The organism is Sphingomonas hankookensis (genome assembly GCF_028551275.1).
In the GTDB taxonomy this organism is placed as follows: Bacteria; Pseudomonadota; Alphaproteobacteria; order Sphingomonadales; family Sphingomonadaceae; genus Sphingomonas; species Sphingomonas hankookensis_A.
In genome coordinates this window covers 3206839-3229425 of the sequence record NZ_CP117025.1, presented here as the reverse complement: position 1 = coordinate 3229425, position 22587 = coordinate 3206839, and the positions used below count along the sequence as shown (strand labels likewise).

Genomic DNA, 22587 nt, shown 5'->3' with positions numbered 1-22587 from the left:
GGGCCGGTTTGCCCTTGGCGGCAAGTGCCCTGCCGGTCTAGGACGAAACGATGTCGAGCTGCCGGCTAGCCGTGCTGTTGAGCGCCGGATGGCTCGCTTTTGCGGGTCCGATGGCGTTCGCGCAGACCCCGCCGGCCGCGCAGGAAACCCCGCTCGATCCGAATGCGCCGCTGACCGACCTGCCCGATATCGGCGTCGCCTGGCCCGATCTGTCGACCGCGCCGACCGACCCGACGCTCGCCACCGGGCCGCAGCGTGCCGGCGGCGAATATCGCTATAATTACCGCATCACCGGCATTGACGAGATCAACAACGACCTGTTCCGCCAGCGGTTCAACGAACTCTCGACGTTGCGCGCGAACGAAGGCGAACCGTCGAACGCGGCGCAGATCGACCGCCGCGCGCGCGAGGATGCCCGGCTGCTCGACGACCTGCTGCGCAACGAAGGCTATTTCGACGCCCGCATCGCGACCAGCGTCCGGCCCGAAGGCGACCGGCTGATCGTGTATCTGGAGGTGGAGCCGGGCCAGCTCTACCGCTTCGCGCAGGTCCGCACGCCAGGTATTGCGGCGGCGGGCGAGAAGGCCGGCGACCTGCGCACGGCATTCGGCCTCAAACCCGAAGCACCGGTACAGGGCGACACGGTGGTTGCGGCGCAGGAAAAGCTGGAGACGACGATCGGGCGCGAAGGCTTTCCCTTCGCCAAGGTCGGCGATCCGCAGATCACCGTCGACCATGCGACCCGCACCGCGACGATCGAGGTCGACGTGCAGCCGGGCGGCGAGCGGCGGTTCGGGCGGATCGTCGCCCGGCCCAACCGCATCTTCGATGGCGATCATGCGCAGAACATCGCCCGGTTCAAGCCCGGCGAAACCTATGATTCGGCGCTGGTCGACGATCTGCGCCGCGCGATCGTGCAGACCAGCCTCGTCTCGCAGGTGCGGCTGACCCCGGTCGAGGGACAGGCGCCGGGCACGGTCGACCTCGACCTCGCGATGGAGCCGGCGCCGCCGCGCACCATCGCCGGCGAAATCGGCTATGGCACCGGCGAAGGCGCGCGGGTCGAGGCGAGCTGGACCCATCGCAACCTGTTCCCGCCCGAAGGCGCGCTGACGCTGCGCGGCGTGATCGGCACCCTCGAACAGGTGGCGGCGGTCACCTTCCGCCGCAACAATTTCCATGGTCGCGACCGGGTGCTGACCGCGCAGATGGCGGCGACCCACCTGGTGCGCAACGCGTTCGAGGCGAACACGCTGTCGCTGTCGGGCAGCCTCGAGCGACAGACCAACATCTTCTTCCAAAAGACCTGGACCTGGTCGCTGGGCGGGGAACTGGTCGCGACCGACGAACGCGACGTGATCGTCGCGACCGGCGAACCGCGCCGCCGCACCTATTTCATCGGCGCCTTGCCCAGCAGCCTCAACTATGACGGCTCGGACGACCTGCTCAACCCGACGCGCGGCTTCCGCCTGGGCGGGCGGATCAGCCCCGAATTGTCGCTGCAGGGCAATGTGTTCGGCTATACCCGTGCGCAGATCGATGCGAGCGTGTATCGTCCGATCACCGGCCGGGTCGTGCTGGCGGCGCGTACCCGGATCGGGTCGATCCTCGGCGCGCCGCGCGATGCGGTGGCGCCGTCGCGGCGCTTCTATGCCGGCGGCGGCGCGTCGGTGCGCGGCTATGGCTTTCAGGATATCGGTCCGCGCGATCCCAACAACGATCCGATCGGCGGCCGCAGCCTTGCCGAATTCTCGCTGGAGGCGCGGGTCAAGGCGTTCGGCAATTTCGGCGTCGTGCCGTTCCTCGATGCCGGCAACATCTATACCTCGACGCTGCCGCGCTTCACCGGCATGCGCTACGGCGCCGGGGTCGGCGTGCGCTATTACAGCAATTTCGGTCCGATCCGCGTCGATGTCGGGACGCCGATCAACCCGCAGCGTGGCGACCCGCGCGTCGCGGTCTATGTCTCACTGGGGCAGGCATTTTGACCGACGAACCCGTCGCAGCGTCGCCGCCGGTCGTGGCGAAGCGCCGTATCGGCTGGGGCCGGCGGCTGGCGCAGCTGGTGTTGGCGATCATCGTCCTGATCGCCGGGCTGCTGGTGCTGATCGACACCGGTCCCGGCCACCGGCTGATCGCGAACCGCATCGCGACGATGAAGCCCGCCAACGGCCTGCGCTATCGCATCGGGCGGATCGACGGGTCGATCTATACCCGCGCACGGCTGATCGACGTGCGGATCTATGATTCCAAGGGCCTGATCCTGCGCGCACCGCTGGCCGAACTCGACTGGCGGCCGTGGGAATTCGTGTCGAACCGGCTGTCGATCAACAGCCTGACCATTCCGCGCGCGATCCTTGCCAAACTGCCGCAGCCGACGCCGACCGGGCGCAAGACGCCGATCCTGCCGAGCTTCGACATTCGCATCGGCCGGCTGAGCGTCGAGCGGCTGGAACTGGCCAAGGCGGTCACCGGCACGCCGCGGATCGGCAAGCTGGCCGGGCAGGCGGATGTCCGCTCGGGCCGGGCGCTGGTCGACCTCGCGCTCGATATCGCCGCCAGCGACCGGTTGCGCCTGCGCCTCGACGCCGAACCGGATCGCGACCGGTTCGACGTCGACGTTCGTGCCCGCGGGGCGGGCGACGGGCTGCTCGCGACGGCCAGCGGTATTCGCCGCCCGTTGTCGGTCGAGATATCGGGCGACGGGCGCTGGTCGGCATGGGACGGGCGGGCGGTCGCCGATGCCGGTCGTGCGCGGATCGTCGACCTGACGCTGGGTGTACGCGCCGGTCGCTATACGCTGGGCGGGACGCTCGCCCCGTCATCGCTATTGCAGGGCAAGCTCCAGCGGTTGACCGCCCGCCAAGTCCGCGTGACCGGCAGCGCGACCTTCGCCGACCGCCGCATCGACGGCGTGCTGGCGTTGCGCAGCGCTGCGCTGGCGATGGAAGCGGACGGCATCGTCGATCTCGGCACCAGCGCGTTCCGCGACCTGCGGCTGCGCGCACGGCTGCTGCGTCCGGCGGCGATGTTCCCGAACATGACCGGGCGCGACATCGAACTGCGCGCGATCCTCGACGGCGAATTCTCGACTGCGCGCTTCGACTATCGCCTGCGTGCGGCCCGACTGGCGTTCGATCAGACCGGGTTCGAACAGGTGGTGGCTGCCGGGCAGGGACGTTTTTCCAAGGCGCCGGTGATCGTGCCGATCCGGCTGGCGGCGGCGCGCGTGACCGGGGTCGGCGATGTTGCGGGCGGTATCCTGCGCAACCTGTCGGTGACCGGCAAGCTCGCGGTCGATGCCCGGACGCTGGTCGGCAACGACCTGATCGTCCGCTCCGACAAACTTAACGGGCGGATCATGCTGACGCTCGACCTGACAACCGGCCGCTACGAGGTCGGGATCAGCGGCGCACTGCAACGCTATCTGATTCCGGGACTGGGGCTGGTCGATGTGCAGACCCGGCTGACGGCGGTGCCGATCCCCGGCGGCGGCACGCGGATCGTCGGCCGCGGCATGGCGCAGGTCCGCCGGCTCGACAACGGCTTCTTCCGCTCGCTGACGCAAGGGTTGCCCCGGATCGAGACCGGGCTGGAGCGCGGCAATGACGGCATCCTCTATCTGCGCGGGTTGCGGCTCACGTCACCCGGCCTGACGCTGACCGGCATCGGCTATCGTCGCCGCGACGGCACCTTCCATTTCGAAGGCAGCGGACGGCAGGTGACCTATGGCCCGGTGCAGCTGGTCCTCGACGGCAATATCTCCAAGCCTACGCTCGACCTGCGCTTCGCCTCGCCCAACGCCACGCTGGGACTGGCGAATGTCGTCGCCCATCTCGATCCGACGGCGGAAGGCTTCGCCTATCGTGCCCAGGGCAACTCGCGGCTCGGGCCGTTCACCGCCAACGGCCGTATCCTGTTGCCGAGCGGCGGCACCGCACGCATCGCGGTCGACGAACTGGAGGTCAGCGGCACCCGCGCCACCGGTGGCGTCGACATCGTCGCGGAAGGGTTCCTTGGCCGGCTGAACGTCGATGGCGGCGGCATTGCCGGCACGATCGACTTCGCGCCGCAGGGCAGCGACCAGCGGATCGACATCGCGCTCGACGCCACGCGCGCGCGCCTCGGCGTCGCCGGATCGGTGCGGCGCGCCCGGCTTGAGGCGGGCGTACTGCTCGCGGATGGCGGCACCACGCTCGACGCGACGATGACCGCGCAAGGGTTCCGGCGTGGCCAGTTGTCGATCCCGCGGCTGGCGGGCAGCGCGAAGCTGGTCGACGGCGTCGGCGAAGTCCGCGCCGCCATCGCCGGCTCGCGCGGTCGCGCCTTCTCGATCCAGAGCGTGACCCAGGTCACCGCCGACGAATATCGCATCAGCGCGCAGGGCACGCTGGACCGCCGGCCGTTGAAGCTCGAAACCCCGGCGGTGGTCCGGCGCGAAGGCGATGGCTGGCGGCTGGCACCGACCCGGTTCAGCTTTGCCGGCGGCACGGCGACGGTCGGTGGCGCGGTCGGGCCGGACACGACCGAACTGGCGCTGGACGTGACGCGCATGCCGCTGGCGGTGCTCGACATCGGCTATCCGGGGCTGGGGCTGAGCGGCAGCGCGTCGGGCAAGATCGCCTATGCCACGCGCGGCGATACCCCCAGCGGCCGGGTCGACCTGACCATCCGGGGCTTGAGCCGGTCGGGGCTGGTGCTGTCGTCGACGCCGATCGACGTCGGCGTGGCGGCAGTGCTCGACGCGAACCGCGCCGGCGTGCGTGCGGTAATGGCCAGCGGCGGCAGGACGATCGGCCGGGCGCAGGCACGCCTCGCGCCGTTGGGGCAGGGCGATCTCGCCACCCGGCTGGGCAATGCGCCGCTCTTCGCGCAGCTACGCTATGGCGGCCCGGCGGACACGCTATGGCGACTGACCGGCATCGAATTGTTCGACCTGTCCGGCCCGGTATCGGTCGGCGCCGACGTGACCGGCCGACTGAACGACCCACGCATCCGGGGCGTGCTCCGTTCCAGCGGCGCGCGCATCGAAAGCGCGATCACCGGCACCGTGCTGACCGGCGTGGAGGCGCAGGGGCGCTTCGACGGATCGCGGCTGGTGATCGATCGCTTCGCGGCGAATGACGGTCGGCAGGGGCGGGTGACCGGCACCGGCGCGTTCGAATTCGCCGCGGTGCGCGGCTTCGGCATCGACCTGTCGCTCACCGCCGACCGCGCGCGGCTCATCAATACCGACTCGATTGGGGCAACCGTCACCGGTCCGATCCGCGTGCGCAGCGACGGCGCGGGCGGCACCATCTCGGGCGAGGTCCGGATGGATGGCAGCCGCTATCGCCTCGGCCGCGCGACCGCCACCGCGCCGATCCCCCGCCTCAACATCCGCGAGATCAACCGCCCCGACGGCGATGACGAGGCGAGCGCGGCGGTGGTGCCGTGGAAGCTCGACCTGCGCGCCCGTGCGCCCGGCGGCCTGATCGTCACCGGCCTGGGTCTCACCAGCGAATGGTCCGCCGACCTCGCCATCACCGGCGAACCGACCAATCCGATCATCAACGGTCGCGCCGATCTGGTCCGCGGCGATTATGAATTTGCCGGGCGGGAGTTTCAGCTTGATCGCGGGGCGTTGCGATTCAACGGCGAAAGCCCGGCCGACCCCGCGCTCGACATCGTCGCCAATGCCGATACGCAGGGGTTGAACGCGACCATTCGTGTTGCCGGCACTGCCACGCGTCCGGAAATAAGTTTCCAGAGCGTGCCGGCGCTGCCTGAGGACGAATTGCTGTCCCGCCTGCTGTTCGGCACCTCGATCACCAACCTGTCGGCACCGGAGGCGTTGCAGCTGGCAGCCGCCGTCGCCGCGCTCCAGAATGGCGAGGGCGGGCTGAACCCGATCAACGCGGTGCGTCGTGCCGCCGGCCTCGATCGCCTGCGCATCCTGCCCGCCGACCCGCAGACCGGACAGGGGACCTCGGTCGCTGCCGGCAAATATCTGACGCGGCGTTTCTATGCGGAGATCGTGACCGACGGGCAGGGCTATTCCGCCACCCGGATCGAGTTTCAGGTCACGCGCTGGCTGTCGCTGCTGGCGTCGATCTCCACCATCGGTCGGCAGAGCACCAACGTCCGCATCTCCCGCGATTATTGACCCGCGGTCGAACCGGCTGCGCAACGATTGGCCGGGCGGTTCGTATAATGTCCGAACCACCGGAGACGCCGATGACCGCCGCCGCCCCCGCCACCGATGGCCGCCTTGCCCGGATCGCCCTGCGCTTCACCGAATGGGCCGAACGCTGGTTTCCCGATGCCTTCGTGTTCGTCGCGTTGGCGGTGGTCGTCGTCGCCGCGGCGGTGCTGGCCAATGGCGCGCCGGTGGCGTCGGTTGCGAAGAGCTTCGGTGACGGCTTCTGGACGCTGATCCCGTTCACCATGCAGATGGTGTTCGTCGCCATCGGCGGCTATGTCGTCGCGACCTCCGCGCCGATGCAGCGGCTGATCGATCGGCTGGCGCTGATCCCGAAGAGCGGACGCGGCGCAATCGGGCTGATCGCCATCGCTACGATGCTGTCCTCGCTGCTCAGCTGGGGCTTGAGCCTGATCTTCGGCGGCCTGCTCACCCGTGCAGTGGCGCGGCGGACCGAGTTGCGCATGGATTACCGCGCAGGCGGGGCGGCGGCCTATCTCGGCCTCGGCGCGACCTGGGCGATGGGACTGTCGTCGTCGTCAGCGCAGCTACAGGCGAACCCGGCCAGCCTGCCACCGGGGCTGCTGCCGATCACCGGCGTCATCCCGTTCAGCCAGACGATCTTCCTGTGGCAATCGATGCTGATCGCCGCGATCCTGGTCGTGGTGTCGACGGTGATCGCGGTCGCTTCCGCCCCCGGTCGCGACAGCGCGGTGACCGCGCAGGACATGGGGATCGATCCGGCACGCGAGGACGACGCACTGCCGCCGCGGACCCAGCCCGGCGAATGGCTGGAACATGCGCCGCTGCTGACCGTGCTGATCGGGCTGCTGGCGGCCGGATGGCTGGTGCAGGAGTTCGCGCGGCAACCGTGGATGATCGCCATCTCCAACCTCAACACCTACAACTTCCTGTTCCTGATGGCGGGGCTGGTGCTGCACTGGCGGCCCAAACGCTTCCTGAACGCGCTCGCCCGGTCGGTGCCGGCGACGGCGGGCATCCTGATCCAATACCCTTTCTATGCCGCGATCGCCGCGATGATGACGACCGCCAGGAGCGCCGACGGATCGACCCTGTCCGACGTCATCGCCCATGCCTTCGTGTCGCTGAACACCGCCGAGACCTTCCCGATCACCATGGGCGTCTATTCGGCGATCCTCGGCTTCTTCATCCCCTCGGGCGGCGGCAAGTGGTTGCTGGAGGCGCCCTATGTGATGCAGGCGGCGAACGACCTGCAGGTCCATCTCGGCTGGGCGGTGCAGATCTACAATGCGTCGGAGGCGCTGCCGAACCTCATCAATCCGTTCTGGATGCTGCCCTTGCTGGGCATTCTCGGGCTGAAGGCGCGCGACATTGTCGGGTTCAGCTTCCTGCAGCTGATCGTCCACCTGCCGCTGGTGCTGTTCCTGCTCTGGGCGCTGGCGTTTACGCTGCCCTACACCCCGCCGGTCATGCCGTAGCGCGGGCGCGGACCGGGATCGACGCGTTGTAGAGGCTGGCGCCGCGTTCGTCGCGCAGGTCGAACGACAACAGGTCCCCCGCGATCTGCACCATGCCGAAGCCGGCGGCGGCGCGGCAGAAGCGGGTGCCCTCGACTGGCTGCACCGGTCGTGCCTCCATGCCGCCGCCGCACTGGATCATGTCGATCCCGTCGCGACGGATATGCTGAAGGTCGTGGTCATGGCCCGCGATATAGGCCTGCACGCCGTGGCGGTTCAGGATCGGCAGCACCTGCGCGATGATCTCCGGCTGGTCGCCATGGCCGCTGCCGCCGGATCGGATCGGGTGGTGGCCGGTCACGATCTTCCACTTGGCACGCGACTGCGACAGCGCATGGTCGAGCCATGCCAGCTGCTGTTTCGTATCCTGGGACCGCGTGTTGCTGCCGATCACGCCGTCGTTGCTGCGATAGCGTTCGACGAAGGGCGAGGTATCGATCGCGAACAGATCGGCGTCGGCGCGGACCAGCGCCGCATCGGCGACCTGATAATAGCGCGCCGGCATCCGCCACCGCTTGCTGCGCGCGGCATAATCGATCTGCGCCTGCGGGTTGCCGCGATAGTCGTGATTGCCGAGCAGCGCATACCACGGCACCTGCAACGCCGGGTGGGTATAGACGCCCTCGAACACCGACTGCCACAGCGGATCGTCTACCGACGCGACGCCGTCGGTGTAGAAATTGTCCCCGATCGCCAGCACGAAATCGGCCTGTGCTGTTGCGGCGGTACGGCCCATCGCGGCGGCGACATGATGCTGTTCGGGGGTATCGCGCCCCCAGTCGCCGAGGACGGCGAAGGTCGCGCGGTTCGCACTCCGCGCGCGCGACGGCGTGACGCCCAGGCTGGCCGCGCCGATGGCGAACCCGCCGAGCAACGTGCGGCGGTCGAGGATGACGGTCATGGGCGTTCCTGTTGACGGGCGAATGCGGGCCTTGGAGCATGGCGATGTGACGATTGTGTGGCGGTGAGGGTGAGGGGGGATCGCCTAATCCCCTTCACAATCAGCCCGTCACCCCAGCGAAGGCTGGGGCCTCTCGCGGCTCCTGCGGTGGGCTCGTACCGGGAGATTCCCAGCCTTCGCTGGGATGACGTTGGTGGGTGGGGCGGGCGAGCCGGTGCGCGCGGTTAGGGGGCGTTTGCGGTTATCGAAAGCCATCGTCCATCGTCACCCCGGACTTGATCCGGGGTCCCGCTTCTTCTTCGGCGAGCGTGACGCGTGGCAGATCGGACAATGGAAAAAGGCGCCGGAGCATGCGCCCGACGCCTCTTATCCATCAGCGCGACGTGGCGAAGCCACGCCGTCGGTCCTCGCCGTAAGGCGAGGCCGGCCGACAGCGCCGGTGGCACGCTTGCGTGCCACCGGTTGCCGGCACGGCAACCTCAGGCGCTGTAGTACATGTCATATTCGACCGGGCTGGGGGTCATTTCCCACCGCGCCACTTCGCCGCGCTTGATCTCGATATAGGCTTCGATCTGGTCCTTCGAGAACACGTCGCCCTTCAGCAGATAGTCCATATCGGCTTCGAGGCTGTCGAGCGCTTCGCGCAAGCTGCCGCACACGGTCGGGACCTGGGCGAGTTCTGCCGGCGGCAGGTCGTACAGGTTCTTGTCCATCGCTTCGCCCGGATGGATCTTGTTCTGGATGCCGTCGAGACCAGCCATCATCAGCGCCGCATAGGCGAGATAGGGGTTGGCCATCGCGTCGGGGAAGCGGACTTCGACGCGCTTCGACTTCGGACCGGTGCCGTACGGGATGCGGCACGATGCCGACCGGTTGCGCGCCGAATAGGCGAGCAGCACCGGCGCTTCGTAACCCGGGACCAGGCGCTTGTAGCTGTTGGTCGTCGGGTTGGTGAAGGCGTTCACCGACTTGGCATGCTTAATGATGCCGCCGATGAAATACAGGCACATGTCCGACAGGCCGGCATAGCCGTCGCCGGCGAACAGCGGCGAACCACCGTTCCAGATCGAGAAGTGGGTGTGCATGCCCGAGCCGTTATCTTCCTTGATCGGCTTCGGCATGAACGTCGCGGTCTTGCCATAGGCATGGGCGACCTGGTGCACGACATATTTGTAGATCTGCATGCGATCGGCGGTCGTGGTCAGCGTGCCGAAGGTCAGGCCCAGTTCGTGCTGCGCGGCGGCGACTTCGTGGTGATGCTTGTCGCAGGGCAGGCCCATTTCGAGCATCGTCGTGACCATTTCGCCACGAATGTCGACGGCGCTATCGACGGGGGCGACGGGGAAGTAACCGCCCTTGGCACGCGGGCGGTGGCCCATGTTGCCGGCTTCATATTCGCGACCCGAATTGCCCGGCAGTTCGATGTCGTCGATCTTGTAATAGCTGGTCGAATAGCTGTTTTCGAACCGCACGTCGTCGAACATGAAGAATTCGGCTTCCGGCCCGACATAGACGGTGTCGCCGATGCCGGTGGTCTTCAGATACGCCTCGGCGCGCTTCGCGGTCGAACGCGGGTCGCGGGCATAGAGTTCGCCGGTCGACGGCTCGACCACGTCGCAGAAGATGACCAGCATCGGGGTGGCCGAGAACGGGTCGGTATAGACCGCGTCAAGATCGGGCTTGAGCACCATGTCGGATTCGTTGATCGCCTTCCAGCCCTCGATCGACGAACCGTCGAACATCAGGCCGTCGGTCAGCTCGTCCTCGCCCAGGATCGACGCGACCATGGTCAGGTGCTGCCACTTGCCCTTGGGATCGGTGAAGCGCAGGTCGATCCACTCGATCTCTTCTTCCTTGATCCGCTTCAGGATGGTGCTGGCGGTAGTAGCCATCGGAAACTGCCCTTTCTGATTTAAACCCCACGCTCCGGCGCAATCAATCGCCCCGGAACGCCCCGTGATTCGAAATAATGCTGCGTTGCGTCAGATCGCGTCGTCGTTGCGCTCACCCGTGCGGATGCGCAAGGCGGTCTCGACCGGAATGACGAAAATCTTTCCGTCGCCGATGCGGCCGGTCTGTGCCGCCGCGGCGATCGCCTCCACGACGCGCTCGGCCAGGCCGTCCTCGACCACCACTTCCAGCTTCACCTTGGGCAGGAAATCGACGACATATTCCGCGCCGCGATACAGTTCGGTATGGCCCTTCTGCCGACCGAAGCCCTTGGCCTCGGTCACGGTGATCCCGCTCACGCCAACCTCGTGCAGCGCTTCCTTTACCTCATCCAGCTTGAACGGCTTGATGATGGCCTCGATCTTCTTCATGCGCCCTGCCGATCCCCTCGGACGTGACGACCCGGACGGGTCGTTTGCATCCCGTTAAACAATTACCGTGCCAACCGGCGATTCGCCTTGGATACGATCATCGAGCATTCGGTCGAAGCTGTCGATATTGCCCGCAGAAGGGGCAGGGTGCCGGTTTTTCGGGCAGCCGTGACGGAGGCAGGACATGCGTGCGAAGCTGTTCGTCGTACTGGGTATCGCGCTTCTGACGGCTGCGGCAGTGCAGGCAGTCGCCGTGCGCCGCTACCTTCGCGACACATCGGTGACCATCGGCGAGGTAATGGCAACGCCCTATGGCGGAAGCCACCCGGTCATACGGTTCGCGACGGCGGACGGCGTCGTCGTGACCTTTCCCGGCAATGGATGGATCGGCGGCTACGCCACAGGTGACCGCATAGCGGTGCGCTACGATCCGCGACGACCACGGATCAGCCCGGCGATCGACGCGATCGGCAGCGTCTGGGCAGGCGTGATCGCGTCGGTCGTGCTGGGCGTAGGGTTCGTGCTGGGCGGGTGGCTGTCGCGAAGGCGATAAGGCCGGCGCCCTACTTACCCGTACGGCGGCTTCGTAAACCCCTTGGGGCTGAGCGTGAAGATCTCGCACCCATCCTCGGTAATCCCGATCGAATGCTCGAACTGCGCCGACAGCGACCGGTCGCGCGTCACCGCCGTCCAGCCATCCTCCAGCATCTTCACGTCGGGGCGGCCGATATTGATCATCGGTTCGATGGTGAAGAACATGCCGGGCCGCAGTTCCGGACCGGTGCCGGGGCGGCCGGCATGGATCACTTCCGGCGCGTCGTGGAACAGCTGGCCCAGGCCGTGACCGCAGAAGTCGCGGACCACGCCGTAGCGATGCGCTTCGGCATGGCGCTGGATCGCGTGCGCGACATCGCCCATCCGGTTGCCGGGCTTCGCCTGTTCGATGCCGAGCATCAGGCATTCATAGGTCACGTCGACCAGCTTGCGGGCCTTGATCGGCACGTTGCCGACCAGATAGGTGCGGCTGCTGTCGCCATGCCAGCCGTCCAGCAGCGGCGTCACGTCGATATTGGCGATGTCGCCGTCCTTCAGCGCCCGGTCCGACGGGATGCCATGACAAACCACATGGTTGATCGAGATGCAGGTCGAATGGGCATAGCCGCGATAGCCGAGCGTGGCGGGCACCGCGCCGCCCTCGCGCATCAGGCGATAGATGATCGCATCCAGCTCGGCGGTGGTGACGCCCGGCACGACATGCGGGGTGATTTCATCGAGGATGTGCGCGGCGAGGCGGCCGGCGCGGCGCATCCCTTCGAACCCGGTGGCATCGTGCAGCTTGATCGCGCCGGTCCGGGCCAGCGGCATATCGGCGGTGACGGTCTGATAGTCGGTCATCGTGCCCATATAGGCAAGGATCGGGCGCTAGGCGAGGGCGCGTGCCCGCGCTATGCGAAGGGCATGACCGATCGCATCTGGACCGCCGCCCTGCTCGTCATCGGGGATGAGATTCTCTCCGGCCGGACGCAGGACAAGAATGTGTCGCAGCTGGCGACCTGGCTGAACGTGCAGGGCATCCGCCTGTCCGAGGTTCGGGTGGTTGCCGACCGGGAGGATGCGATCGTCGAGGCGGTGAACACGCTGCGGGCGCGCAACGATTATCTCTTCACCACCGGCGGGATCGGCCCGACCCATGACGACATCACCGTCGATTCGATCGCGGCGGCGCTGGGCGTGCCGGTCGTCGTGCATCCCCGCGCGCGGGCGATCCTCGAAGCCTATTACGCAACGCGTGGCGGGCTGACCGACGCGCGGCTGCGCATGGCGCGGGTTCCGCAAGGCGGCGAGCTGATCGAGAACCGGATGTCGGGCGCGCCGGGCATTCATATCGCGAATATCTTCGTCATGGCGGGCGTGCCGCATATCGCCGCGGCGATGCTCGACAGCCTGACCGGCACGATGGAGGGCGGTCGGCCGGTCGTCTCCGGGACGCTCGGCTGCTGGGTGGGCGAGAGCGAGGTGGCCGGGATGCTGGGCGAGGTCGAACGCGCGCATGATGGCGTGGCGATCGGCAGCTACCCCTTCTTTCGCGAAGGCCGCACCGGCGCGAACTTCGTCGTCCGCGCGACCGATCCGGTGTTGGTCGATGCCTGCCTTGCGGACTTGACCGACCGCCTGCGCTCTGCCGGTCACGATCCGGTCGCCGGCGGAATCTGATACGCCGCTTGCTAGGTTGCGGCCGGCTTGATAAGTCGGACAAATAATCGGCAGGAGAGAATGACGTTGGCTTCCCCGACCCGCATTGCGTTGGCCGGCATCGGCAAGATCGCGCGCGACCAGCATATCCCGCACATCGCCGCCAGCCCGGATTTCGAGCTCGTCGCCGCCGTCACCGGCCATGCCGCGCCCGATGGTGTGCCGGGGTTCAAGACCATCGACGAGATGATGGCGGCGATGCCCGATGTGCAGGCGATCTCGATCTGCACGCCGCCGCGCGGACGCCTGTCGCTGATCCAACAGGCGCTCGACCACGGGCTCGACGTGATGATCGAAAAGCCGCCCGCCGCCACCCTGTCCGAAGCGCAGGCGTTCGCCCGCGCCGCCGAACAGGCCGGCAAGGTGCTGTTCGCGACTTGGCATTCGCGCGAGGCAGCGGCGGTCGAACCGGCGCGGCAATGGCTGGCCACCCGCAATATCCGCCGCGTCGCGGTCAATTGGAAGGAGGACGTGCGCGTCTGGCATCCGGGACAGGCATGGATCTGGGAGCCGGGCATCGGTGTGTTCGATCCGGGGATCAACGCGCTGTCGGTCATCACCCGCATCCTGCCGCGCCCGCTGCTGCTCGATGCGGCGGAGCTACGCTTTCCCTCGAACCGCGACGCGCCGATCGCCGCCGATCTCGACTTCACCGACACGGCGGGCGTGCCGGTCCGCGTCGAATTCGACTTCGACCAGACGGGGCCGCAGACCTGGGACGTCGATGTCGAAACCGATGACGGCAACCTGAAGCTGTCGATGGGCGCGTCGCAGATGGCGGTCGATGGCACGCCGGTCGATGTTGGTGACGAGCCCGAATATGCTCGCCTGTATCGCCGTTTCGCCGAATGCCTGCGCGACCGGGTGAGCGACGTCGATCTGTCGCCGTTCGTGCACGTCAACGACGCCTTCCTGTTGGGGCGGCGGGTGACGGTCGGGGAGTTCAGCGAGTAGGGTTGGCATTGCCAGTTCGGCGTGACACACTTCGGGTCGATGGCTGATACCGGGGCCTCGTCTGCCGCGCCAACGGCGCTGAGCCGTTTGGCAGCTTTGGCCCTTGCCCTGCTGACGAATTGGCTCGTCTACTCGGTGACGTTCGACTGGCGGTATCGATACGTCTGCAAATGTGTGGAAGATTTAGAGCTATTCGATGTGCCGCTTTCCGACGCGTCGATATATCCCCGCATTGCGTGGCGTGGCGATGTTCACGTGACACCACCACGGGTTCTGCCATCGAGCGAGGTAGCGGAGCAGACGCTGCAATCGGTGCTGGCCGTATCACCACCGCACCGTATTCGTTTCGTCGTGAACCCCGATGGGCGCGTTGGAAATTGCACGGTAAACGGTCAGGTGCAGTCGGACGATAGTGCCAAATCGATCTGCAGTCGCCTGCGATCGTTGCGATTTCGTCCAGCGACCGACCGGGACGGAGCGCCAATCGCTTACGTTCTTCCCTGACGCATCGCCGCCGCGATCGCATCCCGCGCCCTTGCCGCGACCGCCTTGCGTCCCATGCCCGCCGGATCGAACGGTTCGAGGAAATGGATCGTCAGCGCGATCCGCCCCGGCCGTGCCAGCACCCTCGCAGCATTCGTCGTGCCCGGCTCGTCACCCAGCCACGCGACGTCCCGCGCGTCGCCATAGTCGAGATAGACCGGCTGTACCCTGAGGCCCGGCGGCGGCGGGTCGATCGCACCCAGCAACGCCGCCTTGAACGGCAGCAATTCGCCCGGCGCGCTGGTCGTCCCTTCGGGAAACACCGTCACCGGATGGTCGGCCAGCAGCGCCTGGCGCAGCGTATCGATCTGCCGCGCCACGCCCAGCCGGTCGCCGCGATCGACAAAGAGGGTGTGGTTCAGCGTGCACAGCCACCCGACCAGCGGCGCGTCACGCAACTCGCCCTTGGCGACGAACGCACTCCCGCTCGCCCCGGCAATGGCGAGAATGTCGATCCAGCTTTGATGATTGGCGAGGTAGAGCACGTCGCGCGGCGCCGGCGACCCGATGACGGTGGTCCTGACCCCGACGACCGAAGCGATCCGCCCCAGAAAGCGCGGCGGCCATGGCGAGCGCAGGCGCAATGCCCGCCAACTGCCGTGCAGGATCAGATAGACGACCAGCGCCGCCAGCATGCCGCCCGCCCGTGCGATCAACCGCAGCCGCGCGGGCAGGGGCATGCGCGTCAATCCTTGCGGTCGAGGCTGACGCCGTAGAGTTCCATGCGGTGGTCGACGAGACGGAAGCCCAGGCGTTCGGCAATTTGTTTCTGCAGCAGTTCCAGTTCCGGATCGACGAATTCGATCACCCGGCCGCTCTCCACATCGATCAGGTGATCGTGATGCGCCTCGGGCGAGGGTTCGTAGCGCGCGCGGCCGTCGCCGAAATCGTGACGGTCGAGGATGCCCGCCTCTTCGAACAGGCGCACGGTGCGATACACGGTCGCGATCGAGATGCCCGGATCGATCGCCGATGCGCGTTCATACACCTTTTCGACATCGGGATGGTCGTCGGCTTCGGACAGGACGCGCGCGATGACGCGGCGCTGTTCGGTGATCCGCAGCCCCTTTTGGTGACACAGCGCTTCGAGATCGATCTTGCGGGGCATGAATTCCTGTACGTCCAGACGGGAGAGTTGCGCGCCGTTCTAGCGTGCCGGGCGCGCCAGCGAAAGCCGCTAAACGCGTGCCGCCCGGATCAGGCGCTGCGCCGTTGCGTACCCAGGCCGATCTGCTTGGCGAGCGAGCGACGCTGTTCGGCATAGTTGGGCGCGACCATCGGATAGTCGGCCGGCAGGTTCCACTTCGCGCGATATTGCTCGGGCGTCAGGTTGTAATGGGTCATCAGATGCCGCTTGAGCATCTTGAGCTTCCGCCCGTCCTCCAGACAGACGATATAGTCGGGCTTGACCGACGAGCGCACCGGCACCGCCGGTTCCGCGCGCGGTGCGGGCGCCTCGGCCGGCGAACCGAGCTTGGCGAGCGCACCATGGACGCTGTGGATCAGCGTCGGGATGTCCGCGACATCGATATTGTTGTTTCCGACATGTGCCGCGACGATATCCGCGGTCAATGCGATCAGCGTGCCGTCACGCTCCGCGTCCATTTCCATATCTTCCCTCGTTACGCAGCCGCTACAATTGGCCGTTACCGCTATCGGCCTACCGCGCGGTCATCGCAACAATATAAGTAACATCTTTTGTTATTTGCCCGGAATCGGCCGGACATAGGTGTGTGCGTCGAAGCGTTCGCCACCGCGACCGGCATAATAATTGCGCCGCTCCCCGCATTTGGCGAAGCCTTCGCTGGCATAGAGCCGGGTGGCATCGTTGCCCGCGCGCATTTCGAGGCACAGCCGCACGGCACCCCGCACAGCGGCATCGTCGATCGCCCGCCGCAGCAGGGCGCGTCCGACCCCGCGCCCGCGTTCGTCGGGAAGCACCGCGATCAGCAGCAATTCGGCATCATCGGCCACCGCCCGCGTCAGCGCGAAGCCGACCAGTCGGCCGTCCAGATGCGCCAGCGTCAGCCAGACGCCGGGCAACGACAACATGCCGAGGCATTGGGCAGGGGTCCATGCCTCCCCAAAGCGCGGATCGAACGCCGCCTGCATCACCCGGTCGACCGCGCCGACATCGGCGGCGGTGCCATCGGCCAGCGCGATCGCGACGCGCGTATCGCTCATGCCCGCACGCTCGGCACCGCATCGGGCGCACGACCATAGAGCGGGGCGGGGGGCAGGCTGGCCTGCACCGCCGGAAGCAGCACCGCATCGGCGGCATCGGGCAGGCGGTCGCTGTCGGGCAGGCTGTCGTCGACGCTGCGCAACCGGGCAAGGCCCTGTCCGACCACCCGACGGCGGGCAAGCGCCGCGACCGCATCGGCGGGCTTGCGCGACACCGCCGGGCCATCGGCGACCAGATCGCCGTCGAACGCCTGCTGAAACACCTCGCCATGGCCGCCGTCGAGCACCGCGACGATCGCGTCGCCCGGTTGTTCGGCGAGCGCGGCGGCGGCGATCAGCGCCAGCGACGAATAGCCCGTAACCGGCACGCCCCAGCCGATGCCCAGCCCGCGCGCCGCCGCCAGCCCGACGCGCACGCCGGTAAAGCTGCCCGGACCGCAATCGACCAGGATCGCATCGGCGCGTCCTTGATCGGGCAGGGCGGCGATCATCGGCACCAGCCGTTCGGCATGGCCGCGCCCGACGACGACATGGTCGTGTGCGATCACGGCGCCATCCTCGATCAACGCGACCGAGCAGGCGGCGGTGGCGGTTTCGATGACCAGCGTCCGCACGAGGGGGTCAGGCGATCCGGTTGAACTTGGCGAAATCGGGCCGGGGCGACCGCGGATGCAGGCTGGCGGTATCGCCATAGCCGAGCGTCGTGATGAAATTGGCGTGGACCGACGGCGTATCGGCAAAGAACGCCTTGTCCACCGCGCCGGCATCGAAGCCCGACATCGGCCCGGTATCGAGCCCCAGGGCGCGTGCCGCGAGGATCAGATAGGCGCCCTGCAACGACGAATTGCGAAAAGCCGATGCCTGGCGCAGCTCGGCATTACCGTCGAACCACGACTTCGCATCGGTATGCGGGAATAGTTCGGGCAGATGTTCGTGAAATTCGGTGTCCATGCCGATGATCGCGGTCACCGGCGCGGCGCGAATCTTGTCGGGGTTGGTCCCGCTGGCGCAGGCGGCCAGCTTGTCCTTCGCCTCTGGCGAGGTGCACCACACGATCCGCGCCGGCAGCTGGTTGGCGCTGGTCGGCCCCCATTTCAGCAGGTCCCAGATCGCGTGCAGCGTCGCGTCGTCGACCGGCCGATCGGTATAGTTGTTGAACGTGCGCGCGCTGCGGAACAGCGTGTCGAGCGCCTGGTCGTCGAGCTTGGCCATCAGACTGCACGAACCTCCGTGACTTCGGGGACATAATATTTGAGCAATTGCTCGATCCCGTTCTTCAGCGTCGCGCTGGACGACGGGCAGCCCGAACAGGCGCCCTGCAGCTGGAGATAGACCTTGCCCTGGTCGAACCCGCGATAGACGATGTCGCCGCCGTCATTCGCCACCGCCGGACGGACGCGGGTTTCGATCAGTTCCTTGATCTGTTCGACGATGTCGGCGTCTTCCGGGTTGTCCGTGAAGGCCGCGTCCTCGGCCGGAACCGAGAAGCCGGCGGTGCCGGTCGCGTGGAACAACGGCATGCGCCCGCCGAAATGGTCGAGCAGCAGCGCCAGCACATCCGGCTTCAGATCGGCCCATTCGCTGCCCGGCGCCTTGGTCACCGACACGAAGTCGCGGCCGAAGAACACGCCGACGACATCGCCCAGCGCGAACAGCTGCGTGGCGAGGGGCGATGCTTCCGCTTCCTCCGGCGACGCGAAGTCGCGCGTGCCGGCGTCCATCACGACCTGCCCGGGCAGGAATTTCAGCGTCGCCGGATTGGGCGTGGATTCGGTTTCGATCAACATGGCGTCCATGTGGCGGCATGGGCACGGGGGATCAAGGGCGGTTGCGGAAACGCTGGGTTGTGCGGTGGCGACCCGCGCGTTGCCACGATTGTTACGCTCCTGTACGAGCCGGGAAAGGCAGAAGGGGAACGTGCCCGTGATCGAGACGCATCTGGCGAAACTGCGCGCACGCGACACGATTTCCGAGGAGGAGGAGCAGGTCATCCGTGCCTCGCTGGGCGAGGTGCGCGAATTGCGGGCGCACGTCACCTGCATCCGCGCCGGCGAGCGGCTGAGCGCGAGCACGCTGCTGCTCGACGGGTTGATGTGCCGCTACAAGGATCTGCCGGGCGGCGAGCGGCAGATCACCGAATTGCATGTCGCGGGCGACTTTCTCGACCTGCACAGCTTTTCGCTGAAACAGCTCGAGCATAATGTCATGGCGCTGACCCCGTGCCGCGTCGTGCTGGTGCCGCATGCCAAGCTGACCGAGATTACCGAGACCCAGCCGCATCTGGCGCGGGTCTACTGGTTCCTGACCGCGCTCGATGCCGCGATCCACCGCGAATGGGAATTGTCGCTCGGCCGGCGCAGCGCGATCCAGCGGATCGCCCACCTGATGTGCGAGTTGCGCGTGCGGCTGGGCCTGATCGGGCAGGCGGACGATGACGGCTTCGCCCTGCCGCTGACCCAGTCCGACCTGTCCGACTGCACCGGCCTCACCCCGGTCCATGTCAACCGCACGCTGCGCGACCTGCGCGAACGCGGGCTGATGGATTTTCGCGGGCGGCGGGTGACGATCCATGATCTTGCCGGGCTGACCGCGCTGGCCGAGTTCGACGATTCGTACCTGTATCTCCGTCGCGAGGAGCGTTGACGCCAAGCTGAGCCGGGGCTGAACCAGAGGCGCGTTTCACCTTTATATTTGCAGCGCGCTGTCGATACTGGTCGGGGCGTTGCAACGACGCTACACCTGCCGCCCATGGCATCTTCGTTTCGTCTGGCCACGGGTGCGTTCACGACCCTGGCCCTGATCGCCGCGCCGCTCGCTGCGCAGACCCCGCCCGCATCGCCCGCGCCCAGTTCGCCGGCACCGGCACGCCAGCTCCCGCCACTGGAACCGGTGGCGCAGGGGCCGGACACGCCGTGGCTGTTCAAGGGCAGCGACATTCCGCCCGACCGGTCATGGACCTATGGCGTGCTGTCCAACGGCCTGAAATATGCGGTGCGCAAGAATGGCGTGCCGCCGGGGCAGGTCGCGATCCGCGTCGCGATCGGCACCGGATCGCTGATGGAAACCGACAGCGAGCGCGGCTTCGCGCACCTGATCGAACATCTGACCTTTCGCGGGTCGGTCCATGTGCCCGATGGCGAATCGAAGCGGGTGTGGCAGCGTCTGGGCGTCACTTTCGGCTCCGACAGCAATGCGTCGACCAGCTTTACCCAGACGGTCTACAAGCTCGACCTGCCCTCCGCCACGCCCGCCGGGCTGGACGAGAGCATGAAGATCCTGTCGGGGATGATGGCCGAACCGACACTGACCCAGGCGGCGCTCGATGCCGAACGCCCGGTGGTGCTGTCCGAACAGCGCGAACAGCCCGGGCCCCAGGTCCGTTTCGGCGATGCGGTGCGTGCGCTGTTCTTCGCCGGGCAGCCGCTGTCCGACCGTTCGCCGATCGGCAATGTCGACACGTTGCAGGCGGCGACTGCCGCCAGCGTGAAGGCGTTCCACGACCGCTGGTATCGCCCCGACCGCGCGATCATCGTCATCGCGGGCGACGCCGATCCCGCCATCCTCGAAGCGATGGTGAAGAAGCATTTCGCAGATTGGCAGGGCAACGGCCCGTCGCCGGCCGAGCCGAAGTTCGGATCGCCCAAGGCGGGCGAGCCGGTCGCCGCGGCGGTCAGCGAACCGACCATGCCGACGCTCGTCCAGATGGCGGTGCTGCGGCCGTGGACGGTCGGTGACGACACGATCCTGTTCAACCAGGAACGGATGATCGACCAGATTGCGCTCCGCATCCTCAACCGCCGGCTGGAAAGTCGCGCGCGTGCCGGGGGCAGCTATATCTCGGCCGGAGCGAACCTCGACGACGTGTCGCGTTCCGCGAACATCACCCAGCTGTCGATCCTGCCGCTGGGCGACGACTGGGCGGCGGCGTTGCGCGACGTGCGGCAGTCGATCGCCGATGCGATGCGCACTGCGCCTACCCAGGCGGAGATCGACCGCGAGGTCGCGGAAATCCGCGCGGGCATGGAGAATGAGGTGCGCACCGCGCCGGTGACGGCGGGCGCGCTGCTCGCCGACAATCTGATCGCCGCGACCGACATTCGCGAAACCGTCGCCGGGCCGGAAACGTCGCTGCGCATCTTCGAAGGGGCGGTGACCAAGAAGTTCTTCACCCCGGCACGCGTGCAGGCGGCGACGAAGAAGGTCTTTGCCGGCACCGCCACCCGCGCGATTGTCAACACCCGCACTCCCGATCCGACCGCGCAGACCAAGCTGACCGCCGCGCTGACGCAGAAGATCGCCGGCAGCGCGAGCCGGCGCAGCGGGCAGGGGGCGATCGGCTTCGACCGGCTGCCTTCGCTCGGCAAGCCGGGTGCGATCACCGCGCGCAGCATGGCGCTGAGCGATCCGCCGATCGAACGTGTCGACTTCGCCAATGGCTCGTCGCTGCTGCTGTTCCCGAACGAGTCCGAAACCGGCAAACTCTATGTCCGCGTCCGGTTCGGCCGGGGGCTGAACGCGCTGCCGGCCGACCGTCGTACGCCGGCCTTTGCGGCCGACCTCGCGCTGGTGGCATCGGGCATCCAGACGCCGAAGGGCGTACTGGGGCAGGAGGAGCTCGACCGGCTGACCGGCGGGCGGCAGATCGGGCTGTCCTTCGGGATCGACGACGACGCGTTCAGCCTGTCGGGGATCACCACCGCCGCCGACCTCGCCGACCAGCTCAAGCTGATCGCGGCGAAGCTGCAATCGCCGGCATGGGATCCCGCGCCCGTCGCCCGCGCGCGGGCGGTGATGCTGGCGAGCTATGATGCGCTGGGCGCCTCGCCCGACGGCGTGATGGCGCGCGACCTCGACGCGCTGCTCCACGATAACGACCCGCGCTGGGGCACGCCCGACCGCAAGGAGATCGAGGCGCTGACCCCGGCGGCGTTCAAGGCGCTGTGGGCGCCGCTGCTCGCCTCTGGTCCGATCGAGGTGCAGGTGTTCGGCGATGTGCAGCAGCAGCCGGCGATCGACGCGGTTGCCGCGACGATCGGCGCGATGGCGCCGCGTCCCGCCGCGACCACCCCGCCGCCGCCGGTCCGCTTCCCCGCGCATGTCGCGACGCCGGTCACCCGCACGCATAGCGGCCAGCCCAATCAGGCTGCGGCGGCGATCGCGTGGCCGACCGGTGCCGGCAGCGCGGGGCTGGCCGAAAGCCGCAAGCTGGAGGTGCTGGCTGCCGTCTTCCGCGACCGGCTGCTCGACCGGCTGCGCAGCCAGGCCGGGGTCAGCTATTCGCCGAACGTCGACAATGGCTGGCCGGTCGGCCTGCCCGGCGGCGGGCGGATCATGGCGATCGGCATGGTGCCGCCGGACAAGACCGGCTTCTTCTTCGACCTGGCGCGCGAACTGGCGGCCGACCTGGTCAAGACGCCGGTGCCCGAGGACGAACTCGACCGCGCCAAGCTGCCGGTGATCCAGATGGTCGCACGCATGTCGAGCGGCAACATGTTCTGGATGAACCAGACCCAGGGCGGCACCCGCGATCCCGCGCGGCTGGCGGCGATCCCGGGCATCATCAACGACATCCGGGCCACGACCCCGGCCGAGTTGCAGGCGCTGGCGGCGAAGTATCTGGTGCCGGCCAGGGACTGGTCGATGCAGGTGCTGCCGGAGAAGAAGTAAGGCTCCTCCCCGGAACGGGGAGGGGGGACCATCTGCAGGATGGTGGAGGGGGGCGTCCGCACACGAACCGGTGGCGGGCGCCCC

The 22587-nt window shown here is 67.6% G+C and carries 19 protein-coding genes; 8 read left to right on the top strand and 11 right to left on the bottom strand.

Translation table 11 applies throughout. From position 1 onward, the window contains the following. The first annotated feature begins 50 nt into the window (after positions 1-50). The 3 genes from PPZ50_RS15385 to PPZ50_RS15375 are packed head-to-tail and all read left to right on the top strand — an operon-like array spanning position 51 to position 7641. A complete protein-coding gene (locus tag PPZ50_RS15385; RefSeq protein WP_420794418.1) occupies positions 51-1988 on the top strand; it encodes an autotransporter assembly complex protein TamA in 1938 nt (645 codons plus the stop codon). Next, the gene (locus tag PPZ50_RS15380) at positions 1985-6145 is read left to right on the top strand and encodes a translocation/assembly module TamB domain-containing protein (protein WP_198158507.1); all 4161 of its coding nucleotides are present in this window, start codon (positions 1985-1987) and stop codon (positions 6143-6145) included. Before PPZ50_RS15385 ends, PPZ50_RS15380 begins: the two co-directional genes overlap by 4 nt. A 47-nt stretch (positions 6146-6192) precedes the next feature. After that, a complete protein-coding gene (locus PPZ50_RS15375) occupies positions 6193-7641 on the top strand; it encodes a short-chain fatty acid transporter (RefSeq protein WP_272815452.1) in 1449 nt (482 codons plus the stop codon). Here PPZ50_RS15375 and PPZ50_RS15370 read toward each other — a convergent pair. The 3 genes from PPZ50_RS15370 to PPZ50_RS15360 form a co-directional block, all read right to left on the bottom strand. Next, positions 7631-8581, bottom strand: coding sequence for a purple acid phosphatase family protein (locus tag PPZ50_RS15370; protein ID WP_066689343.1), 951 nt, complete (start codon positions 8579-8581; stop codon positions 7631-7633). The genes PPZ50_RS15375 and PPZ50_RS15370 overlap by 11 nt on opposite strands. A gap of 479 nt (positions 8582-9060) precedes the next feature. Then, positions 9061-10473: a type I glutamate--ammonia ligase gene (gene glnA, locus PPZ50_RS15365; RefSeq protein WP_066689345.1), complete on the bottom strand. Its 1413-nt coding sequence runs from the start codon at positions 10471-10473 to the stop codon at positions 9061-9063. A gap of 90 nt (positions 10474-10563) precedes the next feature. Beyond that, positions 10564-10902 carry a P-II family nitrogen regulator gene (locus PPZ50_RS15360; protein ID WP_055759592.1) on the bottom strand — a complete coding sequence of 113 codons (339 nt, stop codon included), beginning with the start codon at positions 10900-10902 and terminating at the stop codon, positions 10564-10566. A 184-nt stretch (positions 10903-11086) separates the two neighbouring features. Here PPZ50_RS15360 and PPZ50_RS15355 point away from each other — a divergent pair, with 184 nt between their 5' ends. Next, a complete protein-coding gene (locus tag PPZ50_RS15355) occupies positions 11087-11455 on the top strand; it encodes a DUF3592 domain-containing protein (protein WP_272815451.1) in 369 nt (122 codons plus the stop codon). Positions 11456-11469: 14 nt separating this feature from the next. Here PPZ50_RS15355 and map read toward each other — a convergent pair whose 3' ends face one another. Next, on the bottom strand, positions 11470-12297 hold the full coding sequence (gene map / locus PPZ50_RS15350; protein ID WP_272815450.1) for a type I methionyl aminopeptidase: 828 nt from the start codon (positions 12295-12297) through the stop codon (positions 11470-11472). Positions 12298-12360: 63 nt separating this feature from the next. Between map and PPZ50_RS15345 the strand changes: the two genes are divergently transcribed. Both PPZ50_RS15345 and PPZ50_RS15340 read left to right on the top strand, forming a co-directional pair. Then, entirely contained in the window at positions 12361-13116 is a 756-nt protein-coding gene (locus PPZ50_RS15345) for a competence/damage-inducible protein A (RefSeq protein ID WP_272815449.1), read from the top strand. A 60-nt stretch (positions 13117-13176) separates the two neighbouring features. Continuing rightward, entirely contained in the window at positions 13177-14109 is a 933-nt protein-coding gene (locus PPZ50_RS15340; protein WP_272815448.1) for a Gfo/Idh/MocA family protein, read from the top strand. 488 nt (positions 14110-14597) lie between these two features. Here the strand turns inward: PPZ50_RS15340 and PPZ50_RS15335 are convergent, their stop codons facing one another. From PPZ50_RS15335 to PPZ50_RS15305, 7 genes are all read right to left on the bottom strand, one after another. Beyond that, the gene (locus PPZ50_RS15335) at positions 14598-15332 is read right to left on the bottom strand and encodes a lysophospholipid acyltransferase family protein (RefSeq protein WP_272815447.1); all 735 of its coding nucleotides are present in this window, start codon (positions 15330-15332) and stop codon (positions 14598-14600) included. A gap of 5 nt (positions 15333-15337) precedes the next feature. Next, complete coding sequence (locus tag PPZ50_RS15330; RefSeq protein WP_066689351.1) at positions 15338-15760, bottom strand: Fur family transcriptional regulator; 423 nt, start codon at positions 15758-15760, stop codon at positions 15338-15340. A gap of 89 nt (positions 15761-15849) precedes the next feature. Continuing rightward, positions 15850-16263, bottom strand: coding sequence for a MucR family transcriptional regulator (locus PPZ50_RS15325; protein ID WP_272815446.1), 414 nt, complete (start codon positions 16261-16263; stop codon positions 15850-15852). A 90-nt stretch (positions 16264-16353) separates the two neighbouring features. Next, positions 16354-16836: a GNAT family N-acetyltransferase gene (locus tag PPZ50_RS15320; protein WP_272815445.1), complete on the bottom strand. Its 483-nt coding sequence runs from the start codon at positions 16834-16836 to the stop codon at positions 16354-16356. Further along, positions 16833-17450 carry a tRNA (adenosine(37)-N6)-threonylcarbamoyltransferase complex dimerization subunit type 1 TsaB gene (gene tsaB / locus PPZ50_RS15315; protein WP_272815444.1) on the bottom strand — a complete coding sequence of 206 codons (618 nt, stop codon included), beginning with the start codon at positions 17448-17450 and terminating at the stop codon, positions 16833-16835. Before tsaB ends, PPZ50_RS15320 begins: the two co-directional genes overlap by 4 nt. A 7-nt stretch (positions 17451-17457) precedes the next feature. Then, positions 17458-18048 (bottom strand): malonic semialdehyde reductase, encoded by a 591-nt coding sequence (locus PPZ50_RS15310; protein ID WP_420794417.1) that lies wholly within the window; start codon positions 18046-18048, stop codon positions 17458-17460. Further along, a complete protein-coding gene (locus PPZ50_RS15305; RefSeq protein WP_066693430.1) occupies positions 18048-18623 on the bottom strand; it encodes a NifU family protein in 576 nt (191 codons plus the stop codon). The genes PPZ50_RS15310 and PPZ50_RS15305 overlap by 1 nt, the downstream gene beginning before the upstream one ends. 136 nt (positions 18624-18759) lie before the next feature. On the opposite strand from PPZ50_RS15305, the gene PPZ50_RS15300 reads away from it, so the two are divergent. Continuing rightward, the gene (locus PPZ50_RS15300) at positions 18760-19479 is read left to right on the top strand and encodes a Crp/Fnr family transcriptional regulator (RefSeq protein ID WP_272815443.1); all 720 of its coding nucleotides are present in this window, start codon (positions 18760-18762) and stop codon (positions 19477-19479) included. Between the two features lie 105 nt (positions 19480-19584). Beyond that, complete coding sequence (locus PPZ50_RS15295) at positions 19585-22503, top strand: M16 family metallopeptidase (RefSeq protein ID WP_272815442.1); 2919 nt, start codon at positions 19585-19587, stop codon at positions 22501-22503. The last annotated feature ends 84 nt before the right edge of the window (positions 22504-22587 follow it).